Here is a 14,828-nt window from a genome sequence, read left to right as displayed (position 1 = left end):
ATCGCAAACCGGCCCGAGGGGGCGCCAGAGGTTTTCGCGGGCGCGGCGCGCAAAAAGCGTCAGCGCACCACGGTGAAGCGCCGGCTTTCGAACACGCGCAGAACCTGGGCCAGGTCGCGGCCGCGTTTCAGAATCTGGCCGCCCTCGCCGAACACCGCCCACTGGCCCTGGCGAGTCTGAAGCGCGGGACGTTTCTCAATGCGCCAGGCGGGGGCGTCGCCGGTGCGGCGAAAGACGGCGAACTCGGCCGCCTCGCGCCCATCGGACAGGGCGTAGTCCCGCGCCTCGGCCGCCGCGACCAGTCGCCCATAGACCGACAGAATCTGCGTCAGTTCGCGCCGGTCGAAAAAGACCGGACCGGGCAGGGGCGGCGCGCCGGAGACGTCGAAGCTCATGACCCTGAGATTAGGCGGGCGCCGGCCCGGCGCAACCGTCCGACCGCCGATTTCACGCGCGAAGGGCCCTTAACGAAACCGACACGAAAAGGCCCTGTTTCGGTCCTTCGCCCGCCTGTTTGGGGGCCGAGGTTTCAATCATCGGCTCGCCGGAGTTCGGAACGGTCCCGGATCCTGAACAGCCCCCCCAGCCCCCTGGATCTTCCATCTAAGGGCTTCGGCGGGCCGATGCTTCCTCCAAGCGAGACGCCCGCTCCGCCACCCTCCCCCTCCCGGCCGAGCGGGCGTTTTGCTGTCTGGCCCTATCCCGAAATCGTCAGGTCCAGGGTTTCGCCGCCGCGCCGAACCGTCAGGGTCACGCTGTCCGAGGTGGCGCCCAGGGCGGCGGCCAGGGCGGCGCGGTCGCCCACGGCCCGGCCCGCGACCGAAACGATCACATCCCCCGCCTTCAGTCGGCCGGTGGCGGCGGGCGATCCGCCCTCGACCGACAGAACCATCAGGCGGCCGTCGCGGTCGCCGATCTGGGCGCCCAGGGCGGCCACGACGTCGCGGCCGGCCACGACGCGCGGCGTCTCGCCCGCCTCGACCGCCAGAGAGGCCGAGGTTTCCTGACCGTCGCGCAGATAGACGATGCGCAGGCTGGTTCCCGGCGCGGCCATGCCCACGCCCGTCTGCACCGATCCGGCGTTGGCCACCGGCCGGTCGCCCAGGCGCACGATGACGTCGCCGCGCCGCAGGCCCGCCCGCTCGCCCGGCGAACCGGGGGCCACGTCGTCCACCACCGCCCCGCGCACGATCCGCAGACCCAGGGCCTGGGCGCGCTTGGCGTTCAGCGAGCCGACGATGACGCCGGCCTTGCCGCGCCGCACCTCGCCATGGGTGCGCAGTTGATCGACCACATGGCGCATGATCCGGGTCGGCACGGCGAAGGCGATGCCGTCGTTGCCGCCGCCCAGGCCGCCGGACAGGATCGAGGTGTTGATGCCGATCAGCCGCCCCCGGCTGTCCAGCAGCGGCCCGCCCGAATTGCCCGAGTTCACGGCCGCATCTGTCTGGATATAGTCCTCGATCGCGTCGCCCAGGCCCGAGCGGTTCAGGCCCGAGATGACGCCCATGGTCAGGGTCTGGTCCAGCCCCAGCGGATAGCCGACGGCAAAGGCCAGGTCGCCGGTGCGCAGGGTGTCGGAATCGATCGTCTCGACCTGGGTCAGGCGTTCGCCTTCGATCTTCAGCACGGCGATGTCGGTGGCCGGATCGGCGCCGATCAGCACCGCATCGAACAGCCGGCCGTCGATCAGATCGACCGTGTATTTCTGGCCGCCCTTGATGACGTGGTTGTTGGTGACGATGATCCCTTCGGCCGCATCGACGATGACGCCCGATCCGCCCGAGATGGGCGAGGGTTCGCCGCCGCCCGTCGTCGGCCCCTGCGACACGCCCAGGGTCGTCACCTGCACCACGGCCGGCAGGCTGCGCTCCAGCCCGGCGGCGAAGCTGAACACCCCGCGGCTGCTGTCATAGGGCATGGGGAATTCGCTGGTCGCCGGCGCGCGCTGGATCGCCTGCTGATAGGCGGTCTGGGCCATGGCCCCGCCCGACAGGCCGGCGGCGATGACAAGGCTCAGGATCGAAACGGTCGGCAGGCGGCGCATGGGAACCCTCATGTTCGGACCCCTACCCTAGCGGGGGAAATGCGCCGTGACGACTGCTCCCGGCGCGGCGTCATCAACCGTCAGCCGTCCGCCGTGGCGATGCACCACCGCCCGCACGAACGGCAGGCCCATGCCGTGGCTTTCCACCCCCTCGACGCGGCAAGGGGCGGCGGGATCGAACCCTGTCCCCTGATCGGTGATCGAGACGCCGCAGCCCGTCTCGTCGCGCCAGGCCCGCAGGATCACCCGCCCGCCGTCGGGGGAATGTTTGACCGCATTGTCGACCAGATTGGCCAGGGCCCGCTGCATCAGGGTGCGGACCCCCAATATGGTCACCGGCCCGTCCGCCTGGACCGTCATCGCCCCGCCGCGCGCCTCGATCAGCGGCTCATACAGTTCGGCGACCTGGTGCAACAGCTGGTCCAGCCGCACGTCCTCGAACACCCAGGCCGCGCCGTCACGCAGCGCCAGGGCGTCGTTCATGGCGCGGGTCAGGGCCATCAGGTCTTCGCCCGCCTCTTGGGCCAGGGCCTTGCGACGGGCCGCGCCGGTCGCGTCCTGCAACTGCTCCAGCCGCGCCGTGGCCCGCGCCAGGGGGGTGCGGAAATCATGCGCCAGCTGGTCCGAGGAATCCCGCATCCAGGTCAGCAGCTCCTGCAACCGGTCCAGGGTGCGGTTGACCTTGGCCGTCAGCTCGGTCAGTTCGGGGGCCACCCCGACCTCGGGCGCGCGGCGCGACAGGTCGCCGGTGGCGGCGCGGTCCAGCGCCTCGCTGACCTCGGCCAGGGCGCTGGTCAGGCGACGTCGGGCGAACAGGGCGGCCGCCAGTCCCGACCCCAGGATCACCGCCCCGGTCGCCAGGACGGCCAGAACGGCCCAGCCCCAGGCCTCGCCCGACGGTTCCACCACCCGGCCGACGATGATGTTCAGCGACCCGGCCGTACGGCGCACCACCACCGCCTCGACGGCGCGGTTGGAGCACAGCGATCCCTTGTCCAGCTGCACCAGATAAAGGTCGGGGCCCAGGCGCGGCAGGCGTTCGGCCCGGCCGGTCTCCAGCGCCGCCAGGCCCGCCGGCTTGCCCACCGGCGCGCGGATGAAGCGCACGCCGGCGCCGCCCCGGCCGGTGCGGCAGGTCTCTTCCAGGCTGCGCTGGTCGCGGGTCGGGCCGTTCTGGAAAGCGCTGAGCCAGGCCGACAGGAAGGCCGCGTCGCCCGGCGTCAGGGCCTCGGTCGTCAGGGTCGCCTGTTCGCCCAGCTTGGAGACCATGGCGCCATAGTCGTCCAGCGCCGCCAGGGCCGCCTGCTCGCGCTGGTCCATCCGCGCCGCCAGGCCGGTGGCGAACAGCGAGGCCGACAGGGCCGCCGCCGCCAATATGGCCAGGGCGGCCGACAGCTGGGTCGTGGTGCGTCGCCCGATCCAGCCGCCCACAGCACCGATCAGGGCGCGGAACGGCGTCACCTCAGGCCCCGTCCAGGTCGCGGAACACCAGGCTCTGGCTGCGGGCCGAGACGATCAGCGGATGCCATTCCTCGGGCAGTTCGGGCGCCTGTTCCTTCAGGCGGCGACGCAGGGCCGAAATGCGGGCGTCGATGATGTTGACGAAATTGTCGGGCAGGAAATTCCACTCGATCCAGCACCGGTCCCACAGCATGGTCTTGGTCACCGGCTGGCCGCGCGCGGTCATCAGCTCGGCCACGATGGCGAACTCCAGCGGCGACAGGTCGATCAGGCGGCTTTCGCCGTTCCGTTCCAACTTCAGGGTGCGCGGGCCGGGCGCCAGGCGGAACGGGCCGTTGACCACCTCGCCGCCGCCGGCCGCCTTGGCCGGGCGCGCGGCGCGGCGCAGCTGGGCGGCGATGCGGGCCACCAGCTCCTCGTCCCCCACCGGCTTGGCCAGATAGTCGTCGGCTCCGCCCAGCAGCCCCTCGACCTTCTGCCGTTCGCCGCCCAGGGCGGTCAGCATCAGGGCCGGCGCCTCGGCCGACGGCCCGCCGCCGGCGCGCAGGCGACGCAGGGTCTCCAGCCCGTCCAGCCCGGCCGTCAGCCGGTCCAGGATCAGCACGTCATAGGTCTGGGCGGCGACGGCGTTCAGCACATCCTCGCCCCGGTCGAACCGGTCCACGGCCTCGAACCCGGCGGTCAGCAGCCGTTCGGTGACGTGCTCGGACAGGGCCGGGTCGTCTTCCAGCACCAGGGCGCGGCGGCCGGCGAACACCTCGCGCAGCTGGGCGAAGGCGTCGTCTTCGGGCGCGGTTTCGATGGCGTCGTCGGTCAAGGCGGCCTCCCCCGCATTCCCCGCGACGATACGGCCATGCGCCGAAACGACAAGATCGCGGGTCGCGCAGGTCTTATCGCGGGCGCGCGGGGCTTTCGCCTGACCGTTGCTGACGCCTCAGAACGCGCTCTGCCCCGTGATGGCGCGGCCCAGGATCAGGGCGTGGACGTCGTGGGCGCCTTCGTAGGTGTTGACGGTTTCCAGGTTCATGGCGTGGCGCATGACGTGCATTTCCCCGGTGATGCCGGCGCCGCCGTGCATGTCGCGGGCCTCGCGGGCGATGGCCAGGGCCTTGCCGCAGTTGTTGCGCTTCATCATCGAGATGGCCTCCGGCACCCAGGCGCCGGTGTCCAGGAGCCGGCCCAGGGCATAGGCGCCCTCGAACCCCAGGAAGATCTCGGTCTGCATGTCGGCCAGCTTCTTCTGCACCAGCTGGCGCGCCGACAGCGGCCGTCCGAACAGCATGCGCTCGGCCACATAGTCGCGCGTGGCGTGCAGGCAGAACTCGGCCGCCCCCATGGCCCCCCAGGCGATGCCGTAGCGGGCCTTGTTCAGGCATGAGAACGGCCCGCGCAGGCCCTGGACCCCCGGCAGCAGGTTCTCTTCGGGCACCAGCACGTCGTTCAGGCCGATGTCGCCGGTGATGGAGGCGCGAAGCGACAGCTTGTCGCCGATCTTGTCGGTGGTGAAGCCGTCCATGCCGCGCTCGACGATGAAGCCGCGGATCTTGTCGTCCAGCTTGGCCCACACCACCGCCAGGTCGGCGATGGGCGAGTTGGTGATCCAGTATTTGGCGCCGTTCAGCCGGTATCCGCCCGCGACCTTCTCCGCCTTGGTCTTCATCGCCGCCGGGTCCGAGCCGCCGTCGGCCTCGGTCAGGCCGAAACAGCCGATCAGCTCGCCCGCCGCCATGCGCGGCAGAAAGCGCATCTTCTGCTCCTCCGAGCCGAAGGCGTAGATCGGATACATGGCCAGGGACGACTGCACGCTCATGGCGCTGCGATAGCCGCTGTCGATGGCCTCGATCTCGCGCGCGATCAGGCCATAGGCCACGTGGCTGGCGCCCGAGCCGCCATACTGTTCCGGCAGCATGGCCCCCAGAAAGCCCATCTCGCCCATCTCGGTCATGATGGCCCGGTCGAAGGTCTCGTCGCGGAAGGCCGGCACGATGCGCGGCAACAGCCGGTCCCGCGCATAGGCGCGCGCGGCGTCGCGGATCATCGCCTCGTCGTCGGTCAGGCGACCGTCCAGGTCCAGCGGGTCGTCCCAGCGAAAGGTCTTCTGCGAGGCGTCGGTCATCGGTGGGGCGGTCCTGCGCGATCGGGAAACGGCGCGCTTTAAGCCAAATCGTCACGCTCGGGTAGTGGGATGCGCCGGACCGGGTTACAGTCCCGGTCCATGAAGGGCACGCTGAACCGTCTGTTTCTCGATCACCCGCGCGAGGTGAAGGAGAGCTATTTCGAGCATATGGCCGCTTCGTCGCGATTCGGCCTGCACCTGATCAAGCTGGCGGCCTGCGCCTTCGCCCACGCCGTGGTGCCGGGGGTGCACAAGGCCACCGTTTCGACCGCCATCTGCAAGCTGGCGACCGAGATGAACGGCCGCGCCGAAGAAGCCCGCGACTGCCGCATGCGCGACGCGGGCGTCTGGGATCCGGGGTTGTAACGCCCCTTCCGATCATCCCCGCGAAAGCGGGGATCCAGTAAGAGCCGCGCGTTCAGAAGCCTGGATCAGCCCGAGCGAAACGCCCCGAAGCCGCACCGCCCAAAGGACTGGGTTCCCGCTTTCGCGGGAATGAGCGGATGTTCCGGTTACTGCGCCGTCATGCCGCCGTCGATCTTGAACTCGGACCCGGTGATGAACCGCGATTCGTCCGACGCCAGATAAAGGACGCAATAGGCCACATCGTCCGGTTCGCCGATCCGCTTCATCGGGATGCCGCGCGCCAGCCGTTCGTGAGTCTTGGCCTCGTCGCCGCCGGCCATGGCGATGAAGGGCTCCAGGATCGGGGTGTTGATGAACACCGGGTGCACCGAGTTGCAGCGCACGTTCCAGTCCTGTTTGGCGGTCTCCAGGGCGACGGCCTTGGTGTACATCCACACCCCTGCCTTGGTGGCGCAATAGGCGCCCATGCCCGGCGCGGCCGCCAGCCCGGCGATCGAGGAGATGTTGATGATCGAGGCCGGGGCGCTGGCGCGCAGGTGCGGCATGGCGTGCTTGCAGCCGAACATCACCGACCGCAGGTTGATCTCGTACTGGCGTTGCCAGTTCTCGGCCGTGTCGCTGTCGGCGAAGGCCAGGGCGCCGCCGACGCCGGCGTTGTTCACCAGCACCGACAGCCCGCCCATCTGGGTCACGGCGGCGGCGATGACGGCGGCCCACTGGTCCTCGTCGGCCACGTCATGGGCGTGGGCGAAGGCGGCGCCGGGGATCTCGGCGTTGATCGCCTGGGCCAGGTCGGCCGCGCGGGCGCCGTCGATGTCGGTCACGGCCACGCGGGCGCCGTGCCGCGCCAGCATCCAGGCCATGGCCGCGCCCAGGCCGCCCGCCGCGCCGGTGATCAGCACGGTCTTGCCGGCGACGCGGCCCTGTTTGACGGCGCTCATTTCGCGTCTCCGGCGATGGAATCGATGAATCGGGCCAGGGCGACGTCCTTGTCGGTCACGCCCCCGGCGTCATGGGTGGTCAGCAGCACCTCGACCCGGTTGTAGACGTTCGACCATTCGGGATGGTGGTCCATCGTCTCGGCTTTCAGGGCCACGCGGTTCATGAAGCCCCAGGCGGCGTTGAAGTCCGCGAAGGCCAGGCTGCGGGCGATGGCCGGACGCGGATCGTCGGCGCGACGCCAGGCGGGCAGATCGGCCAGGGCCTGCGGAACCTCGATGACGGAACTGGACATGGCGGCGCCTCCCCGGACAGCGGATGTCATTGGGGTTAGCGGTCGCCGCGTCCGGCGGCAAGCCGCGGGCGGGACTTGGCGGATGCGGCGAAATCCGCTCAAGCTGCATCCATGACCGAACCGGCGACCGAAGCCCCGATCCGACGCCATCCCTTCGCGCGCTGGCGGCGCTGGCTGCCGCGCGCGGTGTTCGAGAGCGTGCTGATCGTCTTTTCGGTGATCCTGGCCCTGGCTCTGACCAACTGGGCCGAGGAACGGCGCACCGCCCATCGCGTGGCCGAGATGCGGGCCTTCCTGATTCAGGAGATCACCGCCAACCGCGCCGAACTGGGGTCGGACTACTACATCCCCCATCATCGCCAACTGAAGCGGGCCTTCGCCCAGGCGGGGGGCATGCCCGACGCGACCGAGGTGACGCGCAAGACGGCCGAGCCGGCCATCCAGGCCCTGTTCGGCGGGTCCGGCCTGCATCTGGCCGCGCTGCGCGACGCGGTGTGGACCAGCGTTTCGGCTAATGACCTGTTCGAGCACATGGACGCCGAGGAGGTGTTCATCCTGGCCCAGGTCTATCGCGCCCAGGAAAGCCTGGAGAGTATCAATCGCGCCGGTTACGACAACGCCGTGGGTCTTCTGGACATCCTGACCGACGAGGGCGACGCCCACCGTCAGATGCTGCGCATGACCCTGTATCTTGAAGATCTGATCCAGCAGGAGACCAATCTGGTGCGCCTGTACGATCAGGCCCTGGTGCGGCTGGGTGCGCCCATCCCCGTTTCGCCGCCGGCGCGACGCCCCGCGACGACGGCGAAGGATGACGGGGCCGCGCCGAAAGGCTAGACCCGCCTGCATGAGCGATACGGCCACATCCCCCTTCGGTTTCAAGGACGTCGAGGCGCGCGAGAAGGTGCGTCTGGTGCGCGGCGTCTTCGACAGCGTGGCCGGCAAATACGATCTTATGAACGACCTGATGAGCGCGGGCGTTCACCGGCTGTGGAAGGACGCGGCGGCGGCCAAGCTGAACCCTCGTCCGGGCGAAGTGATCCTGGATGTTGCGGGCGGCACCGGCGACATGGCGCGGCGTTATTCCAAGATGGCGCGCGGTGCCCAGCAGAGAATGGGCGGGGCCGACGCCTCGGTCATTGTCCTGGACTACAACGCCGAGATGATCCTGGCCGGGGTCGAAAAGGGCGGCGAGCCGGAGATGAGCTGGACCGTCGGCGACGCGATGGCCCTGCCGCTGCCCGACGCCTCGGTCGACGCCTATTCGATCAGTTTCGGCATCCGCAACGTCTCGGACGTGACCGGCGCCCTGAAGGAGGCGCGGCGGGTGCTGAAGCCCGGCGGACGGTTCCTGTGCCTGGAGTTTTCGCGCCCGGTCGCGGGGCCGGTGCGGCGCACCTATGACGCCTGGTCCTTCCACGCCATTCCGCGCATCGGCGGCTGGGTGGCGGGCGACCGCGACAGCTATCAGTATCTGGTCGAGAGCATCCGCCGCTTCCCGGATCAGGCGACCTTCACCCGCATGATCGAACAGGCGGGCTTTTCGCGCGTCACCTGCACCAATCTGTCGGGCGGCATCGCGGCCCTGCACCACGGGTGGGCGATCTGAGCCGGCTGAACGTCAAGACCCCGCCCCAGGCGCCGCGCGCCCTGCCGGTGCGCGATCCGCTGGGCGCGGCCCTGCGGCTGGTCGGCTGGCTGGGCGTCCTGATCCGCCACGACGCCCTGGCCCCGCGCGAGATCACGCCCCTGCTGCCGGTTTCGGTGCGCTGGATCGCCCATCTGCTGCATCTGTTCGCCGGGCGTCAGGCGCGCCAGGGGCGGCCGGGCGAGCGGCTGGCGCGGGCGTGCGAACGCCTGGGGCCGGTGGCGATCAAGCTGGGCCAGGTGCTGGCCACGCGGGCCGACATCTTCGGCGCCCAGTTCGCGTCCGATCTGGGGCGGTTGAAGGACCGGCTGCCCCCGTTCCCGACCGATCAGGCCCGGGCCGAGATCGAGCGCTCGCTGGGCCGGACGGTCGAAAGCCTGTTCATCGACTTCGGCGAACCGGTGGCCGCCGCCTCCCTGGCCCAGGCGCATCCGGCCTGGCTGGCCGACGGCCGCAAGGTGGCGGTCAAGGTGCTGCGCCCCGGCGTGGAACAGCGGGTGACCAAGGGGCTGGACGCCATGCGTCTGGCGGCGCGGCTGGCGCATCGGTTCGTGCCGGTGGCCCGGCGGCTGGAGCCGGCGGCCTTTGTCGAGACGGTGGCCCGCGCCCTGCAGCTGGAACTGGACATGCGGCTGGAGGCGGCGGCGGCGTCGGAGCTGGGCGACATCATGCGCGCCTCGGCGGCGGACGGCGGCGGCCATATGTCGGCGCCGGGCGTGGTCTGGGACGGGGTCGGACGCCGGGTGCTGACGCTGGAATGGGCGCCGGGCCTGCCGATGACCGATCCGGCCGCCGCCGACCAGCCGGGCCTGGACCGCAACGCCCTGGCCGACAACATCGTGCGCGCCTTCCTGAGCCAGGCGCTGGATCACGGCGCGTTTCACGCCGACCTGCACGAGGGCAATCTGTTCGCCCGCGCCCCGGCCGAGGTGACGGCGGTGGATTTCGGCATTGTCGGCCGCCTGGGTCCGGCCGAGCGCCGCTATCTGGCCGAGATCCTGTGGGGGTTCCTGAGCCGCGACTATGACCGCATCGCCCGCGTCCATTTCGAGGCTGGATATGTCCCGCCCCACCATTCGGTCGACGCCTTCGCCCAGGCCCTGCGCGCGGTGGGCGAGCCGGTGATCGGCCGCCAGGCGTCCCAGGTGTCGATGGGTCGGCTGCTGGGCCAGTTGTTCGAGATCACCGCCCTGTTCGACATGCATCTGCGGCCCGAGCTGATCCTGCTGCAAAAGACCATGGTGTCGGTCGAAGGCGTGGCCCGGCGGCTGAACCCCGACCACGACCTGTGGAACGCGGCCCGGCCGGTGGTCGAACGCTGGATCCGGCGCGAACTGGGCCCGGCGGCCCAGGCCAAGGAGGCGCTGGACGAGACCCTGGCGGCGCTGAAGGCGATCTCGCGCCTGGTGCAAAACCCGCCCCAGCCCCAGACGGTGGTGATCGAACGGGTGCGCGGTCCGGGCTGGGTCGCGGCGGTTCTGGCGGTGCTGCTGGGCATGACGGCGACCGCCCTTGTCTTGTCGCTTTGGCCGGGCATTGTGGGCTGAACCTCGCGGAGACCCGCCCATGAAGACCCTGATCGCCGCCGCCGTCCTGAGCCTGTCCGCCGCACCGGCCCTGGCCGTCGCCCAGGAGACGCCGCCCGCGGTGCCCGCCGCCGCCGCGCGCCTGCCCAACGCCTTCGATGATCCGGCGGCCCAGGCCGCCGCCGCGGCCGCCATCCAGACGCCGCCGCCGATCCAGGCCGAGCAGATCGGGCCGGACGTGAAGCGGGCCGAGGACGCCCTGCGCGCCGTGGTCGCCGCCGCCCAGGGGGCGGGCCTGGACTATGCGGTCTTCAGCGCCGACCTGGCCGAACGCATGCGCGGCCAGGAGGCCCGGCTGATCCCGATCATCAAGGGGTTCGGCGAACTGCAGGAGGTGATCTATGTCGGCCAGGAACAGGGCGCCGAGCTGTTCGCCCTGGATTTCGCCAACGCCCGGACCCAGTGGATCATCGCCTTCAACGCCGAGGACGAGATCGCCCTGCTGCTGTTCCGCCCGGCCCAGGCGCAGTAGGCGGCCCAGTCAGCGGTTCAGTCAGCGGTTCAGTCCAGGCTGGGCTTGCTGCGCCCGCTCTTGATGCCCGACCGTTTGGACTTGGCCTCCAGCCTTCGTTCCTTCGAGGCGCGGGTCGGACGGGTCGGCACGCGATAGGTCGGCGCCACGGCCGCCTGGTCCAGCAGCCCCTGCAACCGCTCTATGGCGTCGGCGCGGTTGCGCTCCTGGGTGCGGAAACGCACGGCGTTGATCAGGATGGCCCCGTCCAGGGTGGCGCGCGATCCCGCCAGTTTCAGCAGCCGCGCCTTGACCGCCTCGCTCAGGCTGGGCGAGGCGCGCACGTCGAACCGCATCTGCACCGCCGTGGCCACCTTGTTGACGTTCTGGCCGCCCGGCCCGCCCGCGCGATAGAAGCGGAACTCCAGCTCGTCTTCCGGCACGGGGATCATCGGACGGCCTTCATCGCGCGCACCACGGCCGCGTCCAGGCCCTGAAGAAAGCGCGAGCGGTCGGCGGGCGAGAACGGCGGCGGGCCGGATGTGGCCGTTCCCATCGACCGCAGATGCTCGCCGATCATCCGCCCCGCCAGGGCCGAACCGATGGAGTCCGTGCTGTACGCCTGTCCATTTGGCCGGATCGCCTGGGCGCCCGCCTTCAGACAGCGGTCGGCCAGGGGAATGTCTTGGGTCACGACCACATCGCCGACACCCGCCCGTTCGGCGATCCAGTCGTCGGCGACATCGGGGCCGGCGTCGACCACCACCTGTTCGATCAGTGCCTCGCGCGGGACATTGATCCAGGCGTTCGACACCACGAACACCTTCAGTCCATAGCGGCGGGCGACGCGATAGGCCTCTTCCTTCACCGGACAGGCGTCGGCGTCGATGTACAGGATGGGGGACGCGCTCATCCCCCTTCCTTAGCCTACCCGGCCTCAAGCCGCGAACGACCGCGTCGTGAGCCTAGGCGGCGATCATGCCTCAAGCCGCGAACGACCGCGTCGCGTTACCGGCTATAGGCGGGTGGCAGGGTTCCCGGCCGGGCGTAGCGGTCGCGCAGCAGGAACTGGCGGCTGGTCATCGGCTGTTCCTCGCCGTCGATATAGACGGCTTCGGCCAGGCTCAGCGGCTCCAGCGGATCGCCGGACCAGACCACCACATCGGCCGCTGCGCCGGGGCGCAGCTCGCCAAAGCGGCCGTCCATGCCGAAGATGCGCGCCGGGTTCACCGTGATGGCGCGGATGGCGGCGGCGTAGGGCAGGCCGTGCGAGACGGCGTTGCCGGCGTTGTACCGCTGTTCCCGCGCCCGATGGGTCGAGCCTTCGGCCCCCTTGATGGCGATCACCACCCCGGCGGCGTCCAGAACGGCGGCGTTCTGCATGCGGGCGGCCCGCATCTCCAGGTTCGAGGGCAGGTTGTTGGTCACGTCCAGCAGCACGGGAACACGCGCGGCGGCGATCTCTTCGGCCACCAGCCAGCCTTCCTCGGCGCCGTCCAGGATGATCTTCACCCCTTCCTCGCGGGCCAGGCGCAGCACCTGGCGGATGTCGGCGGCGCGACGCACGGTGACGATCAGCGGCATCCGCCCCTCGACCACCGGGATCAGGGCCTCCAGGTCGGCGCGCGACAGGCTGAGATCGCGCAGGGCCGCCCGGTCGTAGGCGGCGCGGTTGCGAGCGTACAGGCGCACCTCGGCCAGGGTTTCCTTGAACTGGACGAACTGGGCCCCGCGGGCGCCGCCGGCGATGCCGGCCCCGGCCTCGCCGAACGGGGCCACCATGGCCACGCGCGGCTGGACCAGGATTTCTCCACCCTGGCCCAGGTCGATGATCGCCGCCTGGCCCGCGAACAGGCCCGGCGACTGCAGGCCGGCGTGGCCGACGCCGGCGAAGTCGCTGTCGTCATGGGCGTGGGCGCCGCCGCCGCCGCCCGCATGGCTGGGCGTGACCACGGCGCGGGTCACCCCGCCCAGGCGCGCCACCGGCAGGGTGAAGGACCAGGGGTCCAGCCCATAGGAGACGTCGAACGAAGCCGAGATGGAGTTGGCGCTGTTGCTCAGGTCGTCGGACCCGCGCACGGAGCCGATCTCGGACCCGCCCAGGCCGGAATCCACGGCGACGAAGCCGGGGGTCACCGTCTTGCCGCGCGCGTCGATCACGCGGGCGCCGCTGGGGGCCGGGCCGGTTCCGACCGAGACCACGCGGCCGTTCTGGATCACCACCGTGCCGTTCTCGATCACCGAGGTTCCGGTCAGCACCCGGCCGCCGGTGATGGCGGTCAGCGACTGGGCGGCGGCGGGCGCGGTCAGGGCGAGGGCGCCCAGAATCGCAGGAAGGGCTGCGCCCAGGATGAGGCTCTTGAGGCGCATCAGCGGGCTCCCTGATCGACGTTGGCGGCGGCGATGCCGAAGCCAGGCTGGCCCAGCTCGAAGTCCGACACGGGCTGATAGGCGGGGTTGGCGCGATCAAAGGTCAGCGACCCGTCGATGAACACCTGGTCGGCGCGGGCGTAGACGCTGAACGGATTGGCGCTCCAGATCACCACATCGGCGCGCTTGCCAGTCTCCAGCGATCCGGTCTGGTCGGCGATGCCAAGCGACCGGGCCGGGTTCAGGGTGATCCAGGCGATGGCCCGTTCCTCGGGGATGTCCATGCCGATGCGGCGCCCGGCGGCCAGGGCGGCGGCGGCCTCCTGGTTCAGGCGCTGGGTCAGCTGGGCGTCGTCGGAATGGATGACGGCGCAGCTGTTCGGCTGGGCGTCGACGATGGCGGCGTTGGCCTCGATGGCGTCCAGGGCCTCCATCTTGAAGCCCCACCAGCCGGTCCACATGTCGGCGCAGATGCCCGCCCGCGCCAGTTGCGGCGCCAGCTTGTAGGCCTCGATGGCGTGGTGGAAGGCGGTGATGCGGAAGCCGAACTCGGTCGCCAGGTCCATCATCATGGCCATTTCATCGGCGCGGTAGCAGTGGTTCTGGACCAGGATCGATCCGTCCAGCACGCCGGTCAGGGTCTCCAGCTGCAGGTTGCGGGTCGGGGGCGAACCCTGGCCGTCCTCGCGCCATTTGTCCCACCGGGCCTTGTACTCGCGCGCGGCGATGAAGGCGGCGCGATAGCCGGCCATATTGCCCATGCCGGTGGCCGGCGAGCTGTTGCGCCCGCCATAGACGCGGCTGGGGTTCTCGCCGCAGGCCATTTTCAGCCCATAGGGGGCGCCGGGGAATTTCATGCCCTGCATGGTGATCGAGGGCACATTGCGCACGGTCACGCCGCGACCGCCGAACAGATTGGCCGAGCCGGGCAGGATCTGAAGCGTGGTCACCCCGCCGGCGCGGGCGGTGTTGAAGCCCGGGTCCTGGGGCCACAGGCTGTGTTCGGCCCACACCTGGGCGGTGTTGGGGCTGGTTGCCTCGTTGCCGTCGCTCATGCCCGTGACGCCGGGCGAGGGATAGACGCCCAGGTGGCTGTGGGTGTCGATGACGCCGGGGGTGACGAAGCGGCCGCGCGCATCCACGACGCGGTGACCGGCCGGAACCGGCGTCTGGGCGCCGCCGACGGCGGTGATGCGCCCGTCGGTGACCACCACCACGCCATTGTCGATCTTCTGGCCCGCGCCGGTCAGCACGGTGGCGCCGACAATGGCCATGTTCTCGCGCGGCAGGGCGGCATAGGTGGACGGATAGGGATCGGGGTTGGCCGCGACATCCAGGCCGGGGGCCAGGGCCTCGCGCGGCTTGGGCGCGGCGGCCCCGGATGACGAATCTCCAGCGGTCGAGCCGGTGGTGGCGCAGGCGCCCAGCGCCAGGGCCGACAGCACGGCCAGGCTGGCGCCGGTCAGGCGGTATGATCTCATCGGAAACGCTCCCCCACGCCATGCCGAGGCTGCATGGCCGAGGCGATAGAAGGCCGTGACGGATCGTC

Annotated in this window: 16 protein-coding genes; 5 read left to right on the top strand and 11 right to left on the bottom strand. The window is 70.6% G+C overall.

The window, feature by feature from the left end; all coding sequences use genetic code 11:
* Positions 1-59: 59 nt before the first annotated feature.
* From Q0581_RS11370 to Q0581_RS11350, 5 genes are all read right to left on the bottom strand, one after another.
* Complete coding sequence (locus Q0581_RS11370; RefSeq protein ID WP_298700391.1) at positions 60-395, bottom strand: DUF2794 domain-containing protein; 336 nt, start codon at positions 393-395, stop codon at positions 60-62.
* 302 nt (positions 396-697) lie between these two features.
* Entirely contained in the window at positions 698-2,047 is a 1,350-nt protein-coding gene (locus Q0581_RS11365) for a trypsin-like peptidase domain-containing protein (protein WP_298700389.1), read from the bottom strand.
* A gap of 27 nt (positions 2,048-2,074) precedes the next feature.
* Entirely contained in the window at positions 2,075-3,508 is a 1,434-nt protein-coding gene (locus Q0581_RS11360) for a HAMP domain-containing sensor histidine kinase (RefSeq protein ID WP_298700387.1), read from the bottom strand.
* A gap of 1 nt (position 3,509) precedes the next feature.
* Positions 3,510-4,325, bottom strand: coding sequence for a response regulator transcription factor (locus tag Q0581_RS11355; RefSeq protein WP_298700385.1), 816 nt, complete (start codon positions 4,323-4,325; stop codon positions 3,510-3,512).
* A gap of 117 nt (positions 4,326-4,442) precedes the next feature.
* The gene (locus tag Q0581_RS11350) at positions 4,443-5,624 is read right to left on the bottom strand and encodes an acyl-CoA dehydrogenase (protein ID WP_298700383.1); all 1,182 of its coding nucleotides are present in this window, start codon (positions 5,622-5,624) and stop codon (positions 4,443-4,445) included.
* Between the two features lie 99 nt (positions 5,625-5,723).
* Between Q0581_RS11350 and Q0581_RS11345 the strand changes: the two genes are divergently transcribed.
* On the top strand, positions 5,724-5,990 hold the full coding sequence (locus Q0581_RS11345) for a DUF6356 family protein (protein WP_298700382.1): 267 nt from the start codon (positions 5,724-5,726) through the stop codon (positions 5,988-5,990).
* Between the two features lie 146 nt (positions 5,991-6,136).
* Here the strand turns inward: Q0581_RS11345 and Q0581_RS11340 are convergent, their stop codons facing one another.
* On the bottom strand, positions 6,137-6,931 hold the full coding sequence (locus Q0581_RS11340; protein ID WP_298700380.1) for an SDR family oxidoreductase: 795 nt from the start codon (positions 6,929-6,931) through the stop codon (positions 6,137-6,139).
* Positions 6,928-7,224 (bottom strand): 4a-hydroxytetrahydrobiopterin dehydratase, encoded by a 297-nt coding sequence (locus Q0581_RS11335; protein ID WP_298700378.1) that lies wholly within the window; start codon positions 7,222-7,224, stop codon positions 6,928-6,930. Before Q0581_RS11335 ends, Q0581_RS11340 begins: the two co-directional genes overlap by 4 nt.
* A gap of 111 nt (positions 7,225-7,335) precedes the next feature.
* Between Q0581_RS11335 and Q0581_RS11330 the strand changes: the two genes are divergently transcribed.
* From Q0581_RS11330 to Q0581_RS11315, 4 genes are read left to right on the top strand one after another with little or no spacing between them, the layout of a single operon-like run.
* The gene (locus Q0581_RS11330; RefSeq protein WP_298700376.1) at positions 7,336-8,061 is read left to right on the top strand and encodes a hypothetical protein; all 726 of its coding nucleotides are present in this window, start codon (positions 7,336-7,338) and stop codon (positions 8,059-8,061) included.
* Between the two features lie 10 nt (positions 8,062-8,071).
* Positions 8,072-8,833, top strand: a complete 762-nt coding sequence (locus Q0581_RS11325; RefSeq protein WP_298700374.1) for a class I SAM-dependent methyltransferase — start codon at positions 8,072-8,074, stop codon at positions 8,831-8,833.
* Positions 8,821-10,419: a 2-polyprenylphenol 6-hydroxylase gene (gene ubiB, locus Q0581_RS11320; protein WP_298700373.1), complete on the top strand. Its 1,599-nt coding sequence runs from the start codon at positions 8,821-8,823 to the stop codon at positions 10,417-10,419. The genes Q0581_RS11325 and ubiB overlap by 13 nt, the downstream gene beginning before the upstream one ends.
* A 19-nt stretch (positions 10,420-10,438) precedes the next feature.
* Positions 10,439-10,930 (top strand): hypothetical protein, encoded by a 492-nt coding sequence (locus Q0581_RS11315; RefSeq protein ID WP_298700372.1) that lies wholly within the window; start codon positions 10,439-10,441, stop codon positions 10,928-10,930.
* 29 nt (positions 10,931-10,959) lie between these two features.
* Here the strand turns inward: Q0581_RS11315 and arfB are convergent, their stop codons facing one another.
* The 4 genes from arfB to Q0581_RS11295 form a co-directional block, all read right to left on the bottom strand.
* On the bottom strand, positions 10,960-11,361 hold the full coding sequence (gene arfB / locus Q0581_RS11310; protein WP_298700370.1) for an alternative ribosome rescue aminoacyl-tRNA hydrolase ArfB: 402 nt from the start codon (positions 11,359-11,361) through the stop codon (positions 10,960-10,962).
* The gene (locus Q0581_RS11305) at positions 11,358-11,822 is read right to left on the bottom strand and encodes a YaiI/YqxD family protein (RefSeq protein WP_298700368.1); all 465 of its coding nucleotides are present in this window, start codon (positions 11,820-11,822) and stop codon (positions 11,358-11,360) included. The genes arfB and Q0581_RS11305 overlap by 4 nt, the downstream gene beginning before the upstream one ends.
* Positions 11,823-11,917: 95 nt before the next feature.
* Complete coding sequence (locus Q0581_RS11300) at positions 11,918-13,279, bottom strand: amidohydrolase family protein (RefSeq protein WP_298700366.1); 1,362 nt, start codon at positions 13,277-13,279, stop codon at positions 11,918-11,920.
* Positions 13,279-14,760 carry an amidohydrolase gene (locus Q0581_RS11295; RefSeq protein WP_298700365.1) on the bottom strand — a complete coding sequence of 494 codons (1,482 nt, stop codon included), beginning with the start codon at positions 14,758-14,760 and terminating at the stop codon, positions 13,279-13,281. The genes Q0581_RS11300 and Q0581_RS11295 overlap by 1 nt, the downstream gene beginning before the upstream one ends.
* Positions 14,761-14,828: the final 68 nt, after the last annotated feature.

The organism is uncultured Brevundimonas sp., assembly GCF_937863155.1.
Lineage (GTDB): Bacteria > Pseudomonadota > Alphaproteobacteria > Caulobacterales > Caulobacteraceae > Brevundimonas.
Note: the sequence above shows the minus strand (reverse complement) of the source record. Positions and strands in the feature narration are given on the sequence as shown.